Source organism: Grimontia sp. AD028 (assembly GCF_000973155.1).
Taxonomy (GTDB): Bacteria; Pseudomonadota; Gammaproteobacteria; order Enterobacterales; family Vibrionaceae; genus Enterovibrio; species Enterovibrio indicus.
The window spans coordinates 1-24,002 of the sequence record NZ_LASY01000141.1 but is presented as its reverse complement, the minus strand read 5'-3'; the positions used below and the strand labels follow the sequence as shown (position 1 = coordinate 24,002).

General features: G+C 47.9%; 19 protein-coding genes and 1 pseudogene. 5 read left to right on the top strand and 15 right to left on the bottom strand.

Annotated features, from left to right (window positions below; translation table 11 throughout):
- Positions 1-194 precede the first annotated feature (194 nt).
- From RN22_RS22360 to RN22_RS22345, 4 genes are all read right to left on the bottom strand, one after another.
- A complete protein-coding gene (locus RN22_RS22360; RefSeq protein ID WP_231590953.1) occupies positions 195-1,514 on the bottom strand; it encodes a GGDEF domain-containing protein in 1,320 nt (439 codons plus the stop codon).
- A gap of 146 nt (positions 1,515-1,660) precedes the next feature.
- Positions 1,661-2,572, bottom strand: coding sequence for an N-acetylglucosamine kinase (gene nagK / locus RN22_RS22355; RefSeq protein ID WP_002542533.1), 912 nt, complete (start codon positions 2,570-2,572; stop codon positions 1,661-1,663).
- Positions 2,573-2,735: 163 nt separating this feature from the next.
- Positions 2,736-3,464: a tRNA-uridine aminocarboxypropyltransferase gene (locus RN22_RS22350; RefSeq protein ID WP_046307913.1), complete on the bottom strand. Its 729-nt coding sequence runs from the start codon at positions 3,462-3,464 to the stop codon at positions 2,736-2,738.
- Positions 3,465-3,560: 96 nt separating this feature from the next.
- Positions 3,561-3,905 (bottom strand): DUF3802 family protein, encoded by a 345-nt coding sequence (locus RN22_RS22345; RefSeq protein WP_002542531.1) that lies wholly within the window; start codon positions 3,903-3,905, stop codon positions 3,561-3,563.
- Positions 3,906-4,230: 325 nt separating this feature from the next.
- On the opposite strand from RN22_RS22345, the gene RN22_RS22340 reads away from it, so the two are divergent.
- The 3 genes from RN22_RS22340 (at position 4,231) to RN22_RS22330 (ending at position 8,792) form a co-directional block, all read left to right on the top strand.
- The gene (locus RN22_RS22340; protein WP_046307912.1) at positions 4,231-7,491 is read left to right on the top strand and encodes an ATP-binding protein; all 3,261 of its coding nucleotides are present in this window, start codon (positions 4,231-4,233) and stop codon (positions 7,489-7,491) included.
- Positions 7,492-7,574: 83 nt separating this feature from the next.
- Complete coding sequence (locus tag RN22_RS22335) at positions 7,575-8,264, top strand: DUF3334 family protein (RefSeq protein ID WP_002542528.1); 690 nt, start codon at positions 7,575-7,577, stop codon at positions 8,262-8,264.
- 63 nt (positions 8,265-8,327) lie between these two features.
- Positions 8,328-8,792, top strand: coding sequence for a hypothetical protein (locus RN22_RS22330; protein ID WP_046307910.1), 465 nt, complete (start codon positions 8,328-8,330; stop codon positions 8,790-8,792).
- Positions 8,793-8,840: 48 nt separating this feature from the next.
- On the opposite strand, the gene fruA is transcribed toward RN22_RS22330, so the two are convergent.
- Genes fruA through fruB form a run of 3 tightly spaced genes read right to left on the bottom strand, consistent with a single transcriptional unit; the run spans position 8,841 to position 12,653 of the window.
- A complete protein-coding gene (fruA, locus tag RN22_RS22325; RefSeq protein ID WP_046307908.1) occupies positions 8,841-10,568 on the bottom strand; it encodes a PTS fructose transporter subunit IIBC in 1,728 nt (575 codons plus the stop codon).
- Between the two features lie 18 nt (positions 10,569-10,586).
- Positions 10,587-11,534 carry a 1-phosphofructokinase gene (gene pfkB / locus RN22_RS22320; protein WP_046307906.1) on the bottom strand — a complete coding sequence of 316 codons (948 nt, stop codon included), beginning with the start codon at positions 11,532-11,534 and terminating at the stop codon, positions 10,587-10,589.
- A gap of 3 nt (positions 11,535-11,537) precedes the next feature.
- Positions 11,538-12,653 carry a fused PTS fructose transporter subunit IIA/HPr protein gene (fruB, locus tag RN22_RS22315; RefSeq protein WP_046307916.1) on the bottom strand — a complete coding sequence of 372 codons (1,116 nt, stop codon included), beginning with the start codon at positions 12,651-12,653 and terminating at the stop codon, positions 11,538-11,540.
- Between the two features lie 329 nt (positions 12,654-12,982).
- Here fruB and cra point away from each other — a divergent pair, with 329 nt between their 5' ends.
- On the top strand, positions 12,983-13,963 hold the full coding sequence (gene cra / locus RN22_RS22310) for a catabolite repressor/activator (RefSeq protein WP_046307905.1): 981 nt from the start codon (positions 12,983-12,985) through the stop codon (positions 13,961-13,963).
- A gap of 52 nt (positions 13,964-14,015) precedes the next feature.
- On the opposite strand, the gene RN22_RS22305 is transcribed toward cra, so the two are convergent.
- From RN22_RS22305 to RN22_RS22280, 6 genes are all read right to left on the bottom strand, one after another.
- On the bottom strand, positions 14,016-14,252 hold the full coding sequence (locus RN22_RS22305; protein ID WP_002542498.1) for a hypothetical protein: 237 nt from the start codon (positions 14,250-14,252) through the stop codon (positions 14,016-14,018).
- 12 nt (positions 14,253-14,264) lie between these two features.
- Positions 14,265-14,588 carry a hypothetical protein gene (locus tag RN22_RS22300; protein WP_002542496.1) on the bottom strand — a complete coding sequence of 108 codons (324 nt, stop codon included), beginning with the start codon at positions 14,586-14,588 and terminating at the stop codon, positions 14,265-14,267.
- Between the two features lie 84 nt (positions 14,589-14,672).
- Positions 14,673-15,542 carry an aldo/keto reductase gene (locus tag RN22_RS22295; RefSeq protein ID WP_046307903.1) on the bottom strand — a complete coding sequence of 290 codons (870 nt, stop codon included), beginning with the start codon at positions 15,540-15,542 and terminating at the stop codon, positions 14,673-14,675.
- 180 nt (positions 15,543-15,722) lie between these two features.
- A complete protein-coding gene (locus RN22_RS22290) occupies positions 15,723-16,838 on the bottom strand; it encodes a lipocalin-like domain-containing protein (RefSeq protein WP_046307902.1) in 1,116 nt (371 codons plus the stop codon).
- A complete protein-coding gene (locus RN22_RS22285; RefSeq protein WP_046307900.1) occupies positions 16,838-19,297 on the bottom strand; it encodes an ABC transporter permease in 2,460 nt (819 codons plus the stop codon). Before RN22_RS22285 ends, RN22_RS22290 begins: the two co-directional genes overlap by 1 nt.
- Entirely contained in the window at positions 19,278-19,949 is a 672-nt protein-coding gene (locus RN22_RS22280) for an ABC transporter ATP-binding protein (RefSeq protein WP_002542492.1), read from the bottom strand. The genes RN22_RS22285 and RN22_RS22280 overlap by 20 nt, the downstream gene beginning before the upstream one ends.
- A gap of 398 nt (positions 19,950-20,347) precedes the next feature.
- On the opposite strand from RN22_RS22280, the pseudogene RN22_RS22275 reads away from it, so the two are divergent.
- Positions 20,348-21,807 (top strand): annotated as a pseudogene (locus RN22_RS22275) (DUF2867 domain-containing protein).
- Positions 21,808-21,841: 34 nt separating this feature from the next.
- Here the strand turns inward: RN22_RS22275 and RN22_RS22270 are convergent.
- Positions 21,842-22,495: a DUF2913 family protein gene (locus RN22_RS22270; protein ID WP_046307898.1), complete on the bottom strand. Its 654-nt coding sequence runs from the start codon at positions 22,493-22,495 to the stop codon at positions 21,842-21,844.
- A gap of 4 nt (positions 22,496-22,499) precedes the next feature.
- A complete protein-coding gene (locus tag RN22_RS22265; RefSeq protein ID WP_156168246.1) occupies positions 22,500-23,786 on the bottom strand; it encodes a Bcr/CflA family multidrug efflux MFS transporter in 1,287 nt (428 codons plus the stop codon).
- Between the last annotated feature and the right edge of the window lie 216 nt (positions 23,787-24,002).

The window sequence follows — 24,002 nt, the reverse complement described above, 5'->3', positions numbered from 1 at the left end:
GAGTTGACTGACGCCGTGCCCTTTGTTGTTCCTTTTTGATGGAGATGACTACACCTGCAAAGGAACGCCGCGAACACAACGTCAGTCAATCTCGCTGAATCCTGCATCTTCAGGTTGTTTGGGTATACAAACGAAGAAGCCGCTTAAATGCGGCTTCTTTCTATTTCTAAGGTCTGTAGACCTTTGTTGATGATTTATACCGTGGCAATAAATGACTCAGCAAATACCTCAACACGGTTACGGCCATTTTGTTTAGCGCGGTATAGCGCATCGTCCGCATCGGCGATCATGGCTGCAATACTGCCTTCACGCATAGAAGACACACCCACGCTGCAGGTCAATTCTGCGTCATGTGGCCACTCTGTGGTCTCAAACGCCGACCGAATTTTCTCTGCCAGAAACGATGCCTGAGCGAGGTTGCGGTTTGGACAGAAAATCACGAACTCTTCCCCGCCCCAGCGGACAATCACATCGCTAGAGGATACCGACTCGCGAAGCACATCAGCGGCCGACACTAACAACTTGTCGCCCATGTCATGGCCATAGTTGTCATTGATCTTCTTAAAGTGGTCAATGTCCATGCACAGCGCTGTACAGTTCTTTCCGTTTGTCGAAGCCAACGCTTTTTCTAACTCACGGTAAATATCCATGCGGTTACGGAGCCCAGTCAAAGCATCCGTTGTTGCCATGATAGACAAGGTTTCACTCTGCTGTTTCAACGCAGTGTTAATGGCCTTCAATCGATTTGCACGACGTCTTTCCGCATCATATACACGACGGCTTTGCGTGTATTTCACAGCAAGTAAGAGTGTCGCCGTAGCCAACCAGATGAACGTCAGGGCGCGGAACAATTCAGCCTCTGTGACCATCATGCCCTCAAAGCGGACATTCTTGATGATGAGTTCATGACTTCCGATCGTTGGCGCACTGCCGGTCGCAATCTCAATCAAGGAGATGTTTGTCATGTCTGGCCCGGCGTGCTCAAGCGGAATATCTAGATCCGATATCCACCAGGAAAGCACCTGGAAGGAGTTCAGCGGCAATACAATTTCGGACATGGATTCAGTCGGATTGTATTCAATGCCGTTGAATTTAAGTGAAACTGGATCTTCAGTGGTTGAATACGCTTCATCATAGTTACGCAGATAAACACGCAGACGCTGATTGGGTGCTGGAGCCTTATAAGCGGCCTCAATGATCATGGAATGGTAGTTTTTCAAATCAATCCCGCGCGTCACACTAGGACTGACGCTGATCGCCACTTCACAAAATGGCCAACGGTACCCTGCGCCCAGTTCACACTCTAATGCTACATCTCCCTCTTCGTTGATATAGACACGCCCGTGTGTATCACCACCCATTGGGGTATCGTCAATGTAACGGAACTCAAAATCCGTAGGAGAGATGACGTAACTCGATTTTGCCCCACCAACAAAAAACCAAACGACGGTGGCTACAGAAAAGAAAAGCAAAACGAAGATTGCAATTAATGCTCGCGAAAATTTATAACTCAACAATGCTTACCAAACTCTTTCTTGTGATTATTCTTGCTATGCCACCTTCTCACATTTCGATGGCTTTATTTAAACGAAAGGCACCGCTTTTGCGGTGCCTCGAATTTATCTAGATTACAAAGGTTTATACAGCGGGTCTAATCACTTTATCGCTGTATATTCAGGAATGCGGCACCTCGCACACCACCTGAGTCACCGTGTTTTGCCTTGATGATTTTAGGCGCATTCGCGATGGACAGCAGGTATTTAGGCACGCGCTTTGGCATTTCTTCATAAATGTATTCAAAATTAGACAAACCACCGCCCAGTACAACAACATCTGGGTCAATACCAGTGAAAAGACCCGCAAACACCATCGCAAGCATTTCCATGTATTTATCAACGAACTCAGACTCAGTTTTTTCGCCAGCCTTGAATGCATTAATAATGTCGATGGCTTTCTTTTCTTCGCCATGAAAATGCGCATAGAGCATTTCAAAACCACGGCCCGACAGGTAGTTATCGATACACCCTTTCTTTTCACAGCCACAGTCAAAGATCGGCGCATTGTCACCCAGATGAAGCCAAGCGTCGATTGGCATACGCATGTGACCTAGTTCGCCTGCAACGTTGTTTTTGCCTGATACGACTTTGCCATCGACAATGATACCGCCACCAAATCCGGTGCCCAGAATCAGTCCCAGAACGACCTTTTCACCCTGTAGCTCTTCATCCCATGCTTCTGAGAGCGCAAAACAGTTTGCGTCGTTGTTAAGAGCAACTGCACGACCTATCTTCGCTTCCAGATCTGCACGTAGCGTGCGCCCTTTCGCTGCAGGCACGTTAACCGTCAAAACGGTGCCGTCTTCCGCTTTTTCAATACCCGGAATGCCGATACCCACAGTGCCTTCACAGCCAAACTGTGCATCGTACTTCGCCACCAGCGCCGCAAGTGTTTCAATCAACTGCTCGTAATTGTCGCCTGGTGTAGGAACACGTTCTGTTGCTTGGCGTTTCAATTCACTATCAAACGCACCAAACTCAATTTTCGTGCCGCCTACGTCAAAGCCGTAATACATCCTTTACTCCATTGTTCCAATTTTCAATTCGCTAAACTGCCCAAATTATCCCTGTTTCAGCGAGGTATGAATGTGATTAAAAACAAAATACCTTCTCTGCAACCCAATGACCTCCGCTATTTGTGCGCATCTCATCGCAAATTTGGTTTGGGTATACACCCCATCAATCTTTGGATTGTCTTTGTACCACTTCTCGGTACTTATCTAACGCGCCGGGAACAGGTAACTGCCTCTGTTTCTTACCCGTAAGATAGTGCTCTCTAAACACATCAAACCAAGCGTCTAAACTTTCGCCCGCCAATCTGTCACCGTTTAGTGCCAATACCTTTGCTGCCACTTCTGCAGTAGCGAGTTGGCTTTCACCACTCGCTTCGCGGACACCGTAGCGGGATAAAGCCTCAGCCTTAATACTCAGCACTGGGAAACGCGCCATCCAGGGGCTTTTCCGGAAAATCTTTTTCGCTTCCTGCCAGGTTCCGTCAATCATGATAAAAAGTGGCCGTTTGCCTTCGCTGATGACAGGCTCAGCATGCACCCTTTCTGGTTGAGCATATTGAGCAGGGAAAACGATATAGGGCTGCCATTTGGGATCATTCACCAAATCCAGCATTTCTTTATTCGGCTCAGTGCGAGACCAAATATACGCAAAGGTATCTTCAACCGTATCTGCGATAAGGCGTCCTGTATTGCTGGGTTTCAACACTTCATCGTCATACATCACCAACAGAAACGCCGCGTTGGTTGGATACGAGACTTTCTCTTCGCAAATACAAAGGCGACTCACAACCATGCATTGAGGGCAGCGTTCAACATTTGCTCCCCTCGCTTTAAAAGGACGGGTCGATTGAGCCAGTCGTTGCTGATAGAGATGATGTACTGCATGGAGTTTCATGAAATGCGCCTTGAAGCGATAAATAACAGGCGCATTTTAATGTTGGTTCTGTTTGGTGCAACTATATTGCAAAAAGCAGGATGCGGGAGGTGATATTTAGACCAACTCAGACACAGTCGCATCGAACAGGTTTTTCACCAGACCAATGTATTCTTCAAGAATATTAATTTGGCTGTAAGTTGGTTTCTGGTGCCAGACAGAGCTGAGGATCTCTTCTAGGTCAGCTACGATTTTATCGGCTTCTCTCATGATCTCGAAGCGCAGTGCCTGTGGCATGTCTTTGTTCTGGTCACAGATTGCCATAATTTGGCTCGCGACCAATTCATGCACGAGATCATCGATGGTTTCAGAGCCAACTTTGTCGCCAGGCTCTGAAAACTGCCCCAGATTATCGACAAAAAACTCAATCAGCGCTGCATACCCATCCGATTCAACGACCATTTTTACCTCCAGTGATAAAGCTCATCCCGCAATTTTATTGCCCTCAGCCTCAAATTGGTACCAATAATTACGCCTGATGTCACTTTATTGAAATCAATGTCTCCATATTGCGATTACGACGTCTACATTATAAGTTCCCAAGAACATGATAGTCCGGTTTAGCGTAACAAGGTGCCTGCACTGCACTTGTCTTCAAAATTCTAAACCACTGATTTCATGAATTTATTGCACAAGTGGCGATGCCTTTATTAAAACCAATAAAAAATGATTACGGCCACACAGCACGTTGCTGATCAGTGCTTGAATGCAAGGTTAAGGAAATATGATGTCTGACGAACGGATTCAGCGCGCTAATCAGTTCCCATTTTCTAAAAGTATCGTCGGTAAAGTTGGTCTTATCATGGCCATGGTGACACTCTGCGCCATGCTGCTGTCAGTTTTTACCTATGTGAAGCACAACAGCGTCAGTATAGATACCAACAAAACCAGCCGGCTGGAAATTCCAAGCGCCTTACTCTCAGTCTCCATGCTTCGCTATGCTGGCGAAATGAACCGTAGCATGCTCAGTTACGCCTTAGGTCAAGAAACCGCTCTCGAGAATTTCTATCGTAACAAGAATCAGTTTGAAGTCTCGCTCAACGAACTCAAGAAATTGCACGGCGATCATACAAGTCATCTAAATAACATTGAAACCATCTACGGCAACTTCGTCGATAAGATAGAAAATGATGTTATCGGACAGTACGACCCTAAGAGAGAATCTTGGGCACTGAATGAGAAGCGAATTATTTCTGCCACGTTAGCGCCAGAGCTTTTTGATTCCATCAACCTGATGGACAGCAGTAAAGAAACCTCTGAGCTCCTGTCAAAGCAAGATACGCAGCATTATGTATGGCTAATCAGGGATGAAGTTGATGACATGACGTCTGCCCTGTTTTTCTACCTTAGCGGCGAGGAAAATCAACGGGATCGTTTTGATGCCAATGAAGCGTTTTTCCGTAATCATATTAACTACTTGAGAAAGAATACCGCTGACGTTTCTACCATCGAACAGCTGGATCTCATCAAAGGATTAGGAAGAGTATTTTCTGAGCGTATTCGCCGGGTATTTGACCAATATGACCCATCGAAAAAGTTGATCGCTGTGTCTTCACTTAAAGCCATTAATGTTAACGAATACAAAGCACTGGAAACCTCGCTGACGGAGTTTTCCCGCGAAACCAGTTTCAGCGCCGCCAATTCCATGGCCAATTTAAGAAACGTGCTGAACAACAATCAGTTTTCGTTCTTTGCACTTTTTGCAGTGATGACAGTGGTCAGTATTTTTGTGACCTACTACATCTATAAAAAAGTAACGCAGCCAATCGCTCGACTTGCGGACACTATGCGCAATCTGGCCGATGGCAACACTGAGATTCCGATCCTGTATAAAGACCGCCCTGATGAAGTGGGGCAAATATCCCATGCACTCAGCTCGTTCCGCGACCACATCATTTCCCGCAACCAAGCCAGAGAACAGTTGCTTTATCAGAAAGAGTTAGCTGAAACCGCCTCCAAAGCGAAAGCTCAGTTCCTTGCCGCAATGAGTCACGAAATCCGCACCCCAATGAATGGTGTGATCGGTATGATCGATATATTGCTGCGCTCCAAACTCGATGCGTCTCAAAAGAGTGTCGCCAACACAGTGAGGGAGTCGGCGCTCTCATTATTATCTATTATTAATGACATACTCGACTTTTCCCGCATAGAGGCCGGTAAAATGCGTATCGATAATGTCAGCATTTCTCTCAGACATATCGCAGAACAGGTGATGGATAACCTGGCCACAGAAGCGGCCGAGAAGAACGTTTCATTAACCTTATTTGTAGATCCAAATGTCCCCACCGCCATGTTTGGCGACCCAACCCGTATTAAACAGATTCTGTTTAACATTATCGGAAACGGCATCAAGTTCTCCGGCGGGCAGCCACATCGCGGCGAAGTACAGGTATGGATAAAATCACAGGATACAACGGATGGCACAGCGAAAGTCTTTATTGAAATCCGCGACAACGGTATCGGGATTGGTAAAGACAAGCTAGAAGCTATATTCCAGCCCTTTACACAGGCTGAGTATTCCACCACACGGCGCTATGGCGGCTCGGGTTTGGGCCTTGCTATCAGTCGTAATATAGCGTCTTTGATGGGTGGCTCTATTTCTGCTACCAGTGAAGAAGGCATTGGCTCAACCTTTATGGTGACCTTTACCCTTCCCTACTCGCAAGAAGTTACGGCTCCGGATGACTGCAACATCGATGTACTGCGTGAGTCAGCCGCCACCATCAACAATGTGGTGTGTATCAACACCCTCGAAAACGGTGCGCTGAAGGTAAGTATTGATAATTACCTGAAAAACATGAATATATCGGTGCAAAGCATCACCATTGAATTGTTGCACCTTCAGAAATTTCCACGCGATGACATCAAATATGTGGTGCTTTGCCGCGATTACCTGAAAACCAAACAACTGATGCCGGCTTATGTGCCGTCAAACATCGATATTCGTTACCTCGAGCTAGACATGAACCTCCCTGTCAGACGCTATGGCGGTATCGATGTTTTCGCGATTTTCTCTTCCCCGCTCAAACTTTCCAGCTTGATCAGTGGCCTAAGGATCTGTGTCGGTCTCGAAAGCCCCGACTACCCAGTTATCGACACTCGGGGTAAAGAAGCCTTTATTGAACGTGCGCAGGACAACCATGGCACGATATTGGTGGCAGAAGACAACGTCACTAACCAAACGGTGATAGAGAAGCAGCTTACCTACCTTGGCTACCATGTGGTGATGACAGCCGACGGTCAGGAAGCACTGCGAGCCTATCGCAATCAGCCGTTTTCTCTGGTGCTCACAGACTGCCACATGCCTAACATGGATGGTTATGAGCTAACGAAAGCTATCCGCGAAATTCAAAAAGAACGCGCCGAATTTGTTCCTATCGTCGCACTCACCGCTAATGCGCTGGTCGGCGAAGCTGAGCGCTGTATTGAAACCGGGATGAACGATTTTATTGCCAAGCCCGTTGAAATCGATGTGATTCAAAAAGTCTTGGCGAAATGGTGTGCCCAAAGTAAACCCTTCGCTGAACCTAACGAGGAACCGACGGGAATCGAAAAGCCTTCTTCGGAAGCAGAAAAACCATCGTTAGAGGACCCACAGCAAGACGAAGAATATGTTGAGATAGAGCTAGACCCTCAGGTGCTGAAAAAGCTGTTCTGGGGCGATACCGAAACCTACGCAGAAGTGCTGGGCGAATTCATTAAGCATTGCGAACCTGAGCTCAACACCTTGTCGGAGTTCAAGTCGCCTTATGATTTTGCGGAAGTAAAAATGCTGTCCCACAAGCTTAAAACGTCATCACGTAGCATCGGCGCAATTGAACTGTCAGATCTGTGTATGCAGATAGAGAAATCCGCTGCGGCAGAAAATGCGGACACAGAGGGACTCATCAATGACCTCAGACCAGTACTGCGCGCTTCTTTGGTTGCCGTCCATCGTAAGCATGCTGATTTATTACAATCACTTGGGTCAAATGCGGTGAACAGTTAAAGCAAAGATAGATTTCAGCAGAATGAGAGATTTAGTGCCACACTTGTAAAGATTCAACCAACATCAGAACGAGTGAGCCAGTCATGAGAAAAACAAAAATCATCACAACTGAAGACATTCTGCTGAAACTTTGCCAATCGGTAACTGCGGTCCTTTCGAAAGCAACAGATACACAAGTTCACCACTCCGCCATGGTGCAGAAGATATCCAAGACCAGCCTGAAACCTGACTTCGGTTGCTTTGTTCTTTTTGATGGCGGCTTCTCCGGATTAGTGGTGATTAATTTCGAAGCCAAAGCAGCGCTTGAGGTCTACCAGAAATACATGTCCCACATGGGCATTCCAAAAGAAGAACTTGCAACCCTGCACACTTCTGACGAAGTCGCGGACGTTTTGGGGGAGCTCATGAACCAAATCGTGGGTGACTTCACCGGTAAAGTGAAACGTTCGCTACAAACCAATATCACACAGAACCAACCCAAGATGATGGCGATCAACAAGAATATTAATGTCACTGTTGATAGCAATATTGAACGCCCTCAGGCACGCCGCGTAAGCTTCAGCACTGAAGATAACAATATCTTCTACCTTGAGCTTTCGATGGAGCGAACAGAATTCATCCAACTCGAAGAATTCGAGGAAGGCGATGAAATTAATCCTGATGAAATTCTGGAGACGGAAGTCGCCAAAAGTCTCGATGCCAAAGACAAGAAAAAGAGTAAATCCAAAAAAGCGGCAGAAGCCGACTCTTTGTTGGACGATCTAGGTATCTAAAAGCTTCACCCATTCCCATGGCGGCACCATGCCGCCAAAAAAATTATTATCAGGGAGAAAACTGTGGACGTCGTCGACGCATGGATGAAGAAAATTCAAAACTGGTACGAAGACGCTGAACATCGGAATGTCGATACACTCGCTGCTGTTGTATCCCAAACCCCAGCCATGATTTTTGACCCGCCTATCGACCTAACCAGAAGTGATGCTATCGCTTATTTTGTGGATGGCTGCACCAAGTTACAACGTCACCATCAGTTTGAAGGCAAAGCGGAAGAAGCCTTTAGTTACCTGCAGTTTTGCTATGCAAAACTGCAGGCTTTGGCTTCACGATCAGATATCGAACCAGACATTAAACGCTGGAGTTTGAAAAAGCTGGATATCTTGATCGTCGCCATGATGGAGTTTTGCCAACAACAGAACGACGCAGCATGGCAAAGGGAAAGTGAACAGTTAGTGGAGCTTCACGTAACCTTTATGATGGGTCAGAACGACCTGAATTTGCACACCCCCGCCAGACCCTACTAAACGTAAAAAGCCGACCCGAGGTCGGCTTAACGCTTGCTGAGACTTCAACTATGCATGCTGAACAACTGCTTGCGTTTCTTCGCTTTGCTTCAATGCTGCATAAATAAAACCTGTCACCAAAGTACCTGCTGCTATCGCACCAAGGTAAAGCAGTACTGGTGTGATGGCATTTGGAATGAACAGTACAAAGATACCGCCATGAGGAGCCATCAATTTTGCGCCAATCAACATAGACAGCGCACCAGTCAAAGCGCCACCTACCATACAGGCTGGTATAACGCGCATTGGATCACGTGCCGCGAAAGGAATCGCACCTTCAGAGATAAAACACATCCCCAGAACAAACGATGCTTTACCCGCTTCACGTTCCTGAGCATTAAACTTGCTGCGTGCCAACAAGGTTGCCAGACCCATGCCCATTGCAGGCACCATACCCGCAGCCATCACAGCTGCCATTGGTGTGTAAGTTTGGGAAGCCAGCAAGCCAACACCAAAGGTATAAGCCGCTTTGTTAACTGGCCCCCCCAAGTCAAAGCACATCATGGCACCAAGGATCACACCCAGCAGAACCGCATTGGTCGAACCCATGCTGTTCAGGAACTCGGTCAGGCTGTTCATCACACCTGCAACTGGGCCACCCACCACGAAAATCATGACCAGGCCAGTCACCAAGCTCGCCAGCAAAGGAATGATCAAGATTGGCTTAAGCGCCGCCATAGAGTCCGGCAGTTGAACTTTATCAGCAATCAGTTTTGCTGAATAACCAGCCAGGAAACCCGCGACAATACCCCCTAGGAAGCCTGCGCCTGTAGAACTCGCCAGCATACCGCCAATCAGACCCGGTGACAGCCCCGGACGGTCAGCGATAGAGAACGCGATAAAACCGGCCAACACAGGAACCATTAACGCAAATGCACTCGCGCCGCCAATTTCCATGAGTGCCGCCGCCAGTGTGCCCTCTTCTTTGAACGCTTCAATACCGAAGACGAAAGACAAAGCGATACACAGCCCACCAGCAACAACCAAAGGCAACATATGTGAAACACCAGTCATCAGGTGTTTATAAGCACCAGTGCGTTCTTTCTTACTGCTGTTATCCGTTTTCGTGCCACCATGCTTATAAACTTCGGCTTGCTCAAACGCATTGGCTAGTTCTTGCTTGGTTTTCTTCAGTGCTGCACCCGTACTGGTTCGATAAACGCGCTTGCCATCAAAGCGAGCCATATCGACTTCAATATCCGCGCCGATAAAGACCAAGTCTGCCGCTGCAATCTCTTCCTCGGTCAGCTGGTTTTTCGCGCCCACAGAGCCCCGGGTTTCAATTTTCACCCACATACCCTGTGCTTTGGCCTCTTCTTCTACAGCTTCTGCCGCCATGAAGGTATGCGCCACCCCAGTAGGGCACGCAGTAATGCCAACAATTCGTTTTTGGGTTGACGGTTCAATAACTTCAGAAGATGAAACATGTCTAAAGATCTTAGCCTTTGAAGTTGCTTCAACCAGCAACTGTTTAACGTCGGCATAGCAAGCCTCCAAAGAGGCCTGATAGACAGATTTGCCATTGAATCTCGCCATATCAGCGACAGGTCCAACGGTCACGATAAGATCCGCCGCTTCAATGTCAGATACAGAAGCGGGCTTATTCGGTTTCACAGTGCTTTGGCATTCAATCACAGCATGCCATTGAAGTGCTGCGACTGCTTTTTCAAGCATTCCCGCGGCGATAATAGTATTCGCAATACCACTTGGGCACGATGTCACGATTACTGCTTTCATCTCTCTACCCCTGTTCCTTTAGTTATTTTTAATCTGTTTCACGTTAACTTGGCGTTGTAGCGTTTCTACTTGAACAATATCTTCAACACCAACATTGACCTTTGTGACTGCTAGCGCAGACAGCGCGGTAGCGAAACTCAGAGAGATTTCCCGATCCCACTGGTTCAATTCTGCCCAACACATCCCTGCCACCAGCGTGTCGCCAGCACCAACTGTGCTGACCACTTTCATTTTTGGTGGCTGGCTGGCATACCAAACGCCATCTTTCAGCCACAGCACACCTTCTGGGCCACGGGAAATCACCACATTATCGATACCCGTCTTACTCAAGGTTTTACCCGCTTCGAGAAGTTCAGTTTCATTCGAAAGGTGCCTACCCGCCCATTGTGAGAGTTCTTCATCGTTCGGCTTAACCAGCCAAGGAGAGGCATTCAAACCCGCTGCCAGTGCCGCGTTACTGCTGTCGAAAAATACTTTTTTGCCTTGCTCCCGAAGCGCGGCAATCCAAGAAGCAAGTTTTTCCGGTGAAATGCCCGACGGTAAGCTTCCAGCAATCACGAACACGTCGTGAGTCTCTGCCAATGTATGGAGGGCGCTTTCAAGCTGTTGAACATCATCTTCAGATACTGCAACACCAGGGAAATTCAGATCAGTGACGCGACCTGACTCTTCGACCAGTTTGACGTTAATGCGCGATGCACCAGCCACGCGAATAAAGGCATCATGAATACCTTTTTGCTCGAAAAGATGAGCGAAAGGATCCTGATTTTCATCACCCAGAAAGCCGGTCACTGTGACTTCTGCACCCAATTCGGCGAGTACTTTTGCAACGTTAATCCCCTTACCGCCCGGATTCATGTTCGAAGACTGGATAAGGTTGACGGTACCTGCTTTGAGCTCTGCCATGGCACCAGTCATATCCAGCGCAGGATTAAGCGTGACTGTGACTACACGAAAATTCGTCATGGTTTACCCCTCACCCAGACCGGCTTCAATGGCTTGCCCGATGGCATCAATGGCAACTTGAGCGTCAGAACCGTCAGCGGTAAATTCCAGTTCATGACCTTGCTTAACACCCAACGCAATCACTTTCATCAAGCTCTTGGCATTCACTTGTTTTCCATCACCATTCAGATTCGATACCCAGATCTGTGAGTCGAACTTCTTGGCAACACTCACCAGCATGGCGCCTGGTCGGGCATGAAGACCGTGGGCATTTTTAATTTTGAAGATTTGGCTGAGACCGCCTTGGCGAACCTCAGAAAAAGCCTTAACCACGGCTTCTGGGGAAGAAGCAAACACCTCTGCGATTTTCCCATCAAACGCCAACTCACTGATGTTCTTCATGATGTAGGTGTGCTCTGCGCTGTTAGCCGCAACAGCAATCAACCCTTTCACGGCTTTACCATCGACTTCGAAAGCTCGCTCTACAGACAAAAAAGATATTGCGGTTTGCTTTACCGATTCTGATGAAGCATTCAGCCAAAGCCCCTGCCCCAGACACACCGGCGACTGACCAACAAGTGAGGAGACAAATCCCTGACCAACGGCATCCGCTGTTTTCAATTTGCCCGCACATACCGCGCTCATGGAAACTAAATCTGCTGTAGGGAAATTCAGGGTGATCGTGCTTTCATCGAAAAGCAGGCCTTTCTGGTTCGTACCGTTTAATACCACAAGGATCTGCTCGGCGCTGGCCGCGGCCTTTAGTGCTTCTTCCACAGAGTCGGCAGAAAGAACGTGGGTCAGTTGCTTCAATATGCCGAGGTGTTCATCAGATTTCGCCGCAATACCGATTGCAAGGTAAACCGTGTTTCCGTTGCCCCAATCCACACCATTAGCAAAGTGATGAATTTGCACGCCAGTTTGCGTCACCAAATGGCGGGTGTCAGTGGTGCCATGAGGAATCGCAATACCATTTCCCAGATATGTTGAATTCTGGTTTTCTCGTGCAAGCATGCCTGAACTATACCCTTCAACAACAAGCCCTTTAGCGACCAAATCATTAGCAATCTCTTGTATCGCCTCTTGTTTCGTTGCAGCACTCTTGCCGAGTTGCACGTCGTTTTGCGTGAGTTCAAGCATCATTCTTACCTCAGATTTCAGTGGACTGAGCCCACTTTTCATTCGCCCCGCCACACATTGATTGCTGCAGCCAAGCCGTAATATTCATAGTTAGTAAAGCGTTTTAAAGCGCACTTTCAGCCTTACTGAATCGTTTCAGTTTTCAAATCAAAAAACAGGCTTCACGCACACTTTTTATCTTTGCTGAAACCTTTCAGCTATCAATGCTGAATCCATTCAGCTTATAATGCAAAGAATCGATAAGATCCTTTGTGCTTTTTATGATCACGCGCACAGAGTGTTCCCAATCTGATAAGTAAGTCGGATTTGGTTTAAGGGGAAAAATTTCAATGAAACTGGACGAGATAGCCCGCTTGGCTGGAGTTTCACGCACAACGGCAAGTTACGTGATTAACGGCAAGTCAGCTAAATACCGCATCAGTGAACGCACTCAACAGAAAGTGATGGAAGTTGTCGAGAAATATAACTACCGTCCGGACCATGCAGCCAGCGCCCTTCGCGCAGGTACGACACGATCGTTTGGCCTTCTGATCCCCGATTTGGAGAACGGCAGTTACGCAAAAATCGCTAAATTACTTGAGCGGGATGCACGTCAGGCTGGCTATCAATTGATCATCAGTTGTTCTGACGACAATCCCGAGACCGAGAAGCAAGTGGTGAATATGTTAGTCGCACGCAAAATTGACGCGCTGATAGTTGCCTCTTCCCTGCCCGCAGAGAACGACTTCTACCCTACCATTCAAGCTTCTGGCACACCTGTGATCGCCATTGACCGTGCTTTAGATGATGAACACTTTGCCAGTGTGATCAGTGAGGATCTGGATGGTGCATTTTCATTGACCAACCAATTAGCTGAAATGGGCGCAAATACCATCGGACTGATTGGCGCAGTACCCGAACTGGGTATATCAAAAGAGCGTGAACAGGGATTTTTGTCTGCTGCCAGAAAAGCAAACGCAGGCACACAAATCGCCTATGGTGACCATTTCAGCCAGAAAGAAGCTAAGCGGCTTATTCTGCAATGGTATCACGCCGGCATGATGCCCGAGGCCATACTCACCACTTCATACGCGTTGTTTGAAGGTATCCTTGATGCCATTTTGGAAGAACCAGAGATTGGCGAAAGAGTGAAATTCGCCACGTTTGGTGACAATCGGATGCTGGATTTCATTCCGATGAAAGTACAATCACTGCCTCAGCAGTTTGAATTGATCAGTGAACATGCACTGGAACTCACGCTCAATGCCATTGCAGGAAGGTATCAAACCGGTGTCGAGGTGGTGCCAAGAAAGCCTAAATGGCGAGTTTGAAGCATGAAAAAGAGGAGCATAAGCTCCTCTTTTACTATTTGTATGTCGCTGATCATTTAGCGATATTGAAGAAAGCGCCGTCTTTACAAGTGAAGGTATAGTATTTTTCACGCTCCATGTACTTCTCAAAGCCTTTACCTTCACAGTAGGTCGCGTTTAAATCAGAAGAAATGTTCAAACGGCTATCAACCACACGCTGATCTGGGTTTGGCATTGACTCCGCCGTTTCAATTGAAGAACAGCCTGCCATCAAAGCCGCTGCAGTAAGAGAAATCAGTACTTTTTTCATTGTCATCTGCCTTTATAAAACGTAGTTAGAGCCATCATTGCAGGCGAGCTTAATTTCGCCGCTCTTACTTGAGACGAAGTCACGAATACCCATGCTAGAGCAATATACCCTGTCCATCTCGACTATTTGTTCCAAAGAAATGTCACCACGGATAATGTAAGAGCTACCGCTGTCACACATCACGCGCAGTCCATCAACCGTGTGTGAATAGGCTTTTGCGCTGTCACTCTGACAAAGCTTGATAGCCGCATCGATACGTTCATCCATAGGATCCGGTGCAGACGAACAGGCTGCGAGCAGAAGAACGCCAGAAGCCACAAGTAACTTTTTCATCATCTTTATCAATCCCAATGACTAGTTTACTCAACACTTCCAACACATTAGCACAGACTGGATGGTGAAAACATATTGCGACTTGGTTCAAATCAAAAGTTTTAGGTTATCTTTTAGCCGCTCTATAGAGGAAGCAGTCGTCACGGGCGTGACACCATAATCAGATATGGTTTTTAGTACCAAGGAGGATGTCGTCGCTTCGCTCTCTTCTGCCTGCATTTGTAACTCTTCCACCATGATTGCATTGAGCAGATTGTCATACTCATCAGGTAGCTCGTCTGGCGAAAGCTCATAACTCCCATCTAGCAATGGGCTGTAACCAATGATTTCTGGTTTGCATTCAAGGTGTTTTAAAGCCCCGAATAAGTGTTCGTTCATCACCACCTGCGGACCAAACTTGGCGTCGATGTTGGGAGACAACAAGGTATAGCGATACTGAACGTATTTGAATGGCTCAAGGTTGTTTTGATTGATCACATCGAGCAGCTCCAGCACTCTTGGCTCTTTATAGTTCGAAATGCCAAGCGCCTTGACTGTTCCCTGTTCGACAAGCGAAGACATCGTTTTCCAGGTTTCAATCAGCGGAGTGTTTTCATCGTCAACGTGGGCGTAGAGAACATCAATGTAGTCAGTTTGAAGACGGGACAAGCAATCATCGATTGACTGCATAATATTGCCGGGCGAGAGTCCATCCAGCTTGTCGTAAGTAAAGCCATCCACCGACTGAGCACCGATTTTTGTCATGATTTCAACATCAGAACGGTCTTTCGTCTTCAGCCACTCTCCGATAACAGTTTCACTTTCGCCCCCTTTACCATCGGGATGCCAGACAGCGTAGTTATTAGCGGTGTCGAGTCTCCGTCCCCCCAACGCCAAGTATCCATCGAGAACTGAAAAACTCTCTTCGCGACTGGTATAGGTGCCGAATTTGGCCGTGCCCAAAATGATCGGGAACATATGCGCTCGCCTCGCATTCGCTAACTTTTCAAGCGGACTCGAAAGTTGCAATTATGTTAATAGTCATATTAACCATAGTCTTTGAGGGGAAAGAGAACAATATGTGAAAGATCAAATCACTAAGGTGATTCAGAACTTGAACAGCATCAGAGTGAATAGAAATGATATGGCCCAAGGGTCCTAATAACCCGTTGCTTCCATAAAGCCTACACCTTTTGCCGAACCATTGACCATAATTGGCCCTTCCCAATAAGGGAAAGTAAACGGCAACCAGTTCTGTTCGTGGACGGGTTTAGTGGTGAGCATAATGTCCTGTTCAGGCACCTGAATTTTCCATTTGATCGGAAGATGGCGGCCAGTGGGCATTTTTGCGAAGGCGATTGGTTGCAGCTCTATTTCGCCGTTTTTCAGCGTCTTGGTGTTTCCTGCAGCATCAGTGATTGAGCCAAACCGGTAAGGCGATTGCTCCCCGCGAACCTGCACCAACATAAGCGAACGACCGTCATCAAGTTGAAGAGAAAACCAATCCCAGCCAAGTTGATCTTCACTCAAGGCTCGGGTACTCCATTCGCGGTCAACCCAGCCTTTTCCAGATACCTTCACGGTTTTGCCGTTCAATTCAATCACACCATCCAATGCGACAGCTGGCACACTGAAATAGTAAGAGGCGACATCTTTTACCGCGTGTTTTTGGCTATAACCATTATCGCCCTGCAAAATCTCTGAAAGGGTTTTTGACATGGTTAACTTGAAAGCAAAATCCTTGTCTTCTGCCTGCAGTTTAGCTGGGAACGGTTGTTCTCCGTTTCCACGCCATTGCCAGTTATCCAACCACACATTGAATGGCCTATCAGACACACCGGCTTGACCAATTCCGCCCCGGGAAAAACGCTCTGCGGCAAACACACCCTCTTTCGTCGTCAGGACGGCATGAGCCATGAAAATCTGGTTGTTGTCCCAACCCTCACCTCTTTGCGATGAGATGGCAGAGCGGAATAACGTCCACTGAATACCATAGTGATTTCCCGCTTCATCTTGCAGATTTCCAGTGACGTACCACCACTCCTGACGAAAATCGTCGTGCGAACCGTAGTCTTTCGGAAATTGGATTTCCCGGCCAGGAACCACCTTTGTAAAGTCTTCAGCATTAGCAGCAACCAGTGCGGTCACAGCAGTTCGGTCAGGCGGATCGTCTTTCAGCAACACGGAACCAAACAGTGCCAACAAACACAGCAGAGCGGCAAAGCTCCAGCCAATGACTGTCAACATAAAGGGTTGTGGCTTCGCCTCGCGCATTACTGAGCCTCCCGCAAGGAAAGGATTGCAGAACGCTTGATCAAACGCCACACAGGCCAACATCCTGCCAATAGCAACGTCAGCAAAGAGCCACCCAAGGTAATAAGATAACTGGCTGGGAAGTAGGACACCGACATCGTCCAGCCAAACGAATATTTGAGCACAATGTTAATCAACACTTCAGCGATAACGAGCCCAAGAGGCAAAGCAAACAGCGCGGAAAACAAGCCAATCAACATCAGTTGGCCACCACCTAAAAAGGCCAATTCCCGCCCTGATATCCCCATATATCGAAGCAGAGCATACTGGCGTTGGCGCGAAAGCTCAGTTGCCAGCGTTGAGAAGAACAGTCCACAAATGGCGATGATAAGCGTTAGCGTGCAAAGCGTATCAGTAACCAAAAACGTTCGGTCAAAAATACGCATTGCAGTAGCAAGAATATCTCTTTGATTGCTAACTTGCGTCTCCTGCAGATTGAACTGCTTGCGCATACCATCAACCAGCGCTTCTTCATTAGCGCCCTCATTAAAAAGTGCGGCCACTCCTACCCGTCCCGCATCCTGAATCCAAGGGATTAAAGAAGAGCGGTTAGAGACAATCACTTGGCTATATGGGTTACCGTAATCAAAATAGATGCCCGCCACTTTCCAGCCATCACCAAATGGGGCTGGAAGCGCAATGCTGTCTCCTGGTTGAGCATCAAATTTAAGCGCCAGTGACTCACTCAACATCATGGACTTGCCCTGATGCAAGTGGTTCCAGTAATCTGGCGCCGCCACTTTGATAGCCAGAGCCTCACGCTCTTCTGCACTGGTACCAATAGTATGGATTTCGACAATGCCTTGGGCGGTGTCTATTTCATGTCGCCACTGAACCAGACTGCGCTTAACTTCGTCTTGTTGTTCCAACCAATCTGATAGTTGCTGCGCCACCGCTTTTTCTGGTTTGACGTAGATGTCAGCCGCCAGTCGTTGCTGAAGCCAGGTTTCCGTTGTAGTTCGGAAACTTCCCACCATGGTTTCCATACCAATATTGGTGGCAATCGCCATCATAAAAGCCATGGCAGCAATGCCACGATAACTCAGGCTGGCTGACGCATCGGAAAGGAACCAACGCAGGCGGGCAATCTTGATCTTTTCAGAAAGTAGCAGAAAGCATTTCCACATCATAAACGGCAGAAACAAGCCGCCGCTGATAAGGATTAAGGCTATTAAGGTAAACCCTTGCGCTTGGCTTTGGGGTGCGCTGTAAACCAACATGGCGATGACAATAAACAGGGAGGCCACAATCGCTTGCCAGCTGAATTCTCGGCCAGAAAAACGAACCAGAGACATACGTTTTGAAAGGCGGGCAGGTGGTGTGGTCAGCAATCGATATAACGGCCAGCCAGATGCCAAAGCAAAACCACAAACGCCTAACAGGAAGCTGTAGAAGCCCCACTCCCATTGCCAGTTTAATGTGAGGTCGACATTCGCACCATAAAGGTCACTCAGGGTTGTCGCGACCGTTGGCATCAGTTTTTGGGCAAGTACCAGGCCTGCAATATTGCCGCCAATCAAACCCATAAACAGCCAAATCAGCATTTCCAGACTGACGACCCACGCTAGCGATTTCCTGCCAACGCCCAATTCGCGCATCAAGCCGACCAGTGGTTGTCGCTGTGCCATGGAAAGCGATATCGCTTGATAGAAGATAAACAGGCCAACGACAAAGGCCAGAAGTCCCATAGCGAATAGATTGAGGTGGAATGCTCGCGTCAATGGGCCCAATTGCGCCGTTTCTGTTCGGGATAGCGTGATCGTTGATGGAAGAACATCGCGCAATGCATCACGCTCGGCTTTGTCCATGACCCCACAGTAAATAAGTTTGAAACCGTCATGGTCTGACAAGCTGCGGATAACGGACATGTCACCGAAAATACGGGTACCAGAGCCAATCTGGCCACCTTCTACCAGTTTGATAGGTCCGATTTTGTTCCCATCTTTTAGTGTGATTTTTTGTCCATCCACCCAGCCAAGATGACTAGCGAGTTCGGTGCTCACCCACTGGGTAGTAAATCCGTCTCGCAATGGCTGCTCAGCCGCCACTGAATCAGGGTTTGCTACGTTGAAAGCGAACATGGCGACGGTATCAACACCCATTAGCTGTATATCATGGCCATCCTGTGTTGAAGTTCGGTAGATGTCGACGGGCACGCACTGGTTGAATCCCGCACGTCGCATCGAAATATACAGCGGCTCATCAACGCGTTTTCCGCGCTCACGATGATGGAGCACATAAGGAAACGGATTAGTAAATAAGCTGGCGCCTTTTTGGTAGCTGTCTTGCGCGTGTTGGTTGATTGACATAACACCAACCAACAAAGCGACGCCTAGCGTTAACCCCAGCCAGACAAGAAGAACCTGAAACGGATGTCGGCGGTAGTGTCCGAATAGCGCTTTAGCTACGGGTACGTACATTCAGAACGCCCCCTTGTAGCGTGACACGATGCCCAAGATAATCCGCCACTTTTTCACTGTGAGTGACAACGAGCAAAGTGCAATCAAGCGAATTGGTCAGTGTCGTGAGAAGACGCATTACTGCGTCGGCATTGCGCTCATCCAGACTGCCTGTCGGTTCGTCAGCCAGCAGGATTTTAGGTTCCATATAGAGAGAGCGCGCAATCGCTGCGCGCTGCTGCTGGCCACCAGACACCTCCTCGGGGTAGCGACCCAGCAAAGGCATCAAATCCAGCGCAGAGAGGATTTGTCGCCACAGACCATCGTCGTCATGCAGGCCTTTCAATTGACGACAGAAACGGATGTTGTCAGCGATGGTAAGCGTGGGGAGCAGATTGAATTGCTGGAAGATCATGCCGATGTTGTTGCGGCGAAAGCGGGTGCGATCGCGCTCGGCAAGCTCGTGGATTGGTGTTCCTGCGACAATGACTTCACCGGAATCAGGATTATCTAATCCACCAATAAGGTTCAACAGAGTACTCTTACCTGAGCCACTCTCGCCCATCAAGGCCACCTGATCATGCTTGGCTAAGGATAGCTCTGCACCTTGCAATACTGGATGGAATTCACCCCCATCAAGATAGCCTTTGCAAAGTCCAACCAGCTCTAGCATTTTTTCCCCTTGGATTTTCCAACAAGCGTCGAAAAAGGTCGCGCGATAATGTGATAGGTGAAGCAATTTACCGCAAACTTCGGCGTCAAGAAAGGTGTTTGAATCCACAGCACATTTTGACAATTAATCACAATCGCCTATTTTCCCATCAATTCATGCACGCTATATCCAGCTTTAAAGGCATAGATAATCACAGTTTTTTACTCTCTTTTCCGATAGCCTTGTTTCTTTGACACTGTGCTGACAACGAACAGTCACGCTTTCGCATGTTAATTTGTCTTATTTCTCAATAAGGTCGTTGCGAAGAGAGTTTGTGATAATGACAAAATATACGAGCGATCCTGCGGCAGAGATCGCTCTCATGGAATGAAGAAGTTTGCGATGAGATTCAAAATATGATGCCCAGTAAAAAGATGTTGGTGATTGGTGCGACGGGTTATGTGGGCAGTCATTTGGTGCCAAACTTATTGGCCTTAGGCTATCAGGTCATCGCAACCAGCCGCTCATTAGAGACACTAAAACATCAGGCCTGGCATAACCATCCCAACGTGACACTGGCGGAAGTGGATCTGTTAGACGAAGGTGACCTCTCCTCCATTTTGTCAGGAGTATCACAGGTCTTTTATTTGGTTCATGGCATGGCATCTGGATCAGATTTCTATCAGCATGAGCTCAATATGGCGCGTCATGTTTCAAATCAGATAGCAAAAAGTCAGGTTTCCCGGCTCATCTATCTGGGCGCGACCCAACCCAACAATGTCACTTCTACCCACCTCGCAGCCAGAAAAGTGACTGGGAATATCCTACGCGATTGCGGCAAGCAAGTGATTGAACTGCGCGCAGGCATTATCATTGGTAGTGGCTCTGCGGCCTTTGAAGTCATGCGAGATATCGTCTCTCACCTCCCTGTCATCACCACGCCAGTCTGGGTTCGCTCCAAATCCAGCCCGGTTGCCCTTGAAACCATGATTGGCTACCTCACTAAATTGATTGAAGTGCCTGTCGAAGGCTCTCCGATATTTGATGTCAGTGGCCCCGAAGTGATCAGCTATGAAGATCAAATGCGTCGTTTCGCCCGCATATTAACAAGCGTATTTTCATCATTAAAGTCCCCTTGCTGACACCCAAGATTTCCTCAATGTGGCTAACGCTTGTCACGACCGTGCCCAAATCTATTGCCAGCGCTCTGATTGATGGCCTGCGCTATGACTTGCTCCCTACCGGCAAGGACATAGGCACTCTAATTCCCGTACCACAACTCGGTTTTGAACAAGCCGTTGAATCCGCACTCAGCAATGAAAGTGATGTCGTAAAAAATGATATTTGGGGGTTTGACCCGGATGCCATCGCTCGCTGGCACCGAAATTATGGCTACTACCCCAAGCATGCTGGCTTCACCGTAGAAACCGATGCCACTGCGGAATCACTCTGGTCGAACATACAAAAGGTCGGCGGTAATGAAGGCTATTTCTTCGGGAATTGGCTTTGGAGAATCCGGGCTTATATGGACGCTGCAGTTGGTGGAAATGCGCTGGAAAAACGTCGACCGCAAAGATCTTCGCTTGAAACTGGTGATTATATCGATAGCTGGAAAGTGATTCAGTGCCACCCGCAAAAACATTTGTCACTGCTGTTTGGCATGAAAGCACCGGGGCTAGGCCGTCTGGAATTTACGGTGAAGGACTTGGGCGAAACGCGTTTGGTGGATATACGCGCTTGGTGGCACCCCGCTGGTTTCAGCGGCTTGCTTTATTGGTTTGCGATGATGCCCGCTCACCTTTTTATCTTCAAAGGCATGGCTTTTGCTCTGGCAAAAAAAAGTGGTGCGAAGAAGACTACTCCTTCGCACCACATATAATTTCCTTGGGTCTGCTGACATTTGCTTAACCTTATTAAGGCTTCAGACTCTCTGGTAACACCAGTAGTCTGTCGGCTTGGTTGCGAGGCCAAATCTGGTATTCACCGTGGTATTTCACGATAGATTTGTAGTCAGTCACCTTGGTCATCAGCATGCCATGTTCGCGAACGGTTTCAATAAACCAAGATTCTGGACCACGAACATAAAGGCTCAACGGTTTTACCAGCTCGCCTTCTGCATTGAAGCTTTTGCCCAAAGCAATGCTGCAAACCGCAAAGGAATGTTGACCGTCTGAAATCACGCGCACCTTACGGTTGATCTCGTATTCGGTGTGAATCATCCAATCGGCCTCTTCGAGCGCCTCTACCAAAGCGTCAAACTGGTTTTTAGTAATCGCACTGTGCTCATCACCTTGCGGGAAGTGGTGATGATAAACGCTCGCAATATGTTGCATTTGGCCTTTAATATTGGCGTGTTTGCCCATACTACGACCCTGCTGCACCCAGGCCGTCATTTCTTTAGAAACAGAGTTTCCAAATCGCTGTTTTTTTACTGCTTGGGCAACCCAGCGACAGAGGAAAGACTCTTCACTCACAGGGTTACTTTGTAATTTGCCGCTAGCCTTTGCTTCTTCAAGTTCAGCAAGGGCAGAATCCACGACGGATTTAATGTCTTTGATGTAGCTCATTTTCTTATTTTTTCGCTAAACCCCAGTAAAACAGGGCGGATAAAAACGCACATGCTGCCATAGCACCTGTCATCGGCCAGGCTGAATTCACGTGAATGACCGCCACTGTACCACCAACTATGGTGCCCGTACCAAATCTCAATGTTCCCGCCAGTGAGGACGCAGTGCCCGCAAGCTCAGGATACGCACTCAATACACACGCCATTGAGTTACTGCCGACAATAGAAATCGTGCCGACAAAGAACATGACAGGAATCACTGTTCCCCACAAACCCCATTCAAAAGCTTGTCCCGCAATCAGTGCGATACCTGACAGAAGTTGAATCGTCAGGCCGATTTGCAACATCTTCTCACTGCCGATTTTACGCACAAACTTACCGTTAAAAGAGGTCATCACAATCAGACAGACGACGTTCAAGCCGAACAGATAACCAAAGTTTTGGGTACTTACGCCATAGTAGTCGATGTACACAAACGCGCCGGCTGTCAGGAATGAGAACATACCCGCGAAAGAAAACCCGGAAGCAAAGATATAACCCACAGATTTTCTAGAGCGCAGTATCTTCATATAATTGCGTAGCGTTGAGCCAAGACGGAGTGGCGGCCTTCCCTGCCCGGGTAAGGTTTCTGGAATCAGTGATAACACCAGAACAATAACCAACGCGGCAAAGCCCGCTAACACCCAGAAAATCGAACGCCAGCCAAACCAAACCGCCAGATAACCACCAATCATCGGCGCTGCAAGCGGTGCTACCGTCATCACCAGGGTGATAAACGACATGGTGCGCGCAAATTCTTCGCGGTCAAACATGTCCCGTACCAATGCCGCGATAACAACCGCTGCTGCAGCACCAAAAAAACCCTGAGCAGCACGTACGTAGGTCAAGGTTTCAATATCTGCCGCCAATGCACTGACAACCCCACCCACCAAGAAAAATGCGACACCGCCAATCAGGACAGGGCGTCGGCCATAGCTGTCAGAGATTGGGCCATGAATAAGCTGACCAATAGCGAAGCCTGCGGTGTATGCCGCCAGCGTTTGCTGGACCTGTCCCGGCGTTACCGACAGATCTCGCGCAATGTCAGGCATGGCGGGAAGGTACATATCAATAGCTAAAGGCGTGAGCGCGGCAATAGCGCCGAGCACAAGGATCAAGAGAAAGGTCAGCTGTTGCTGCTGTTGGTTTACTGCATTCGTCGTCATGTATGCCTTGGTAAAAGAGGAGGTGGAGAAAAAGTGGCTTACCCTGATTGATTCAAAGGCTAGCTGATACCCACTCCAGAAAGAGATAACGGGTATAGATCACATATTAACATCAAGATTCATTCCAGTGAGGAAATGATGCCTTTCTATCTGGATACAGTCGATAAATCCTTAATCTACTGAATTTGCGATTTTTTATTCAGATCAAAAAGCGCTGCAAACTTGGTGTTGCAGCGCTTTATTTGATTCGAACTATTATACCCAAACGACCTGAAGATGCCCGCATTCAGAGGTCATCAATGC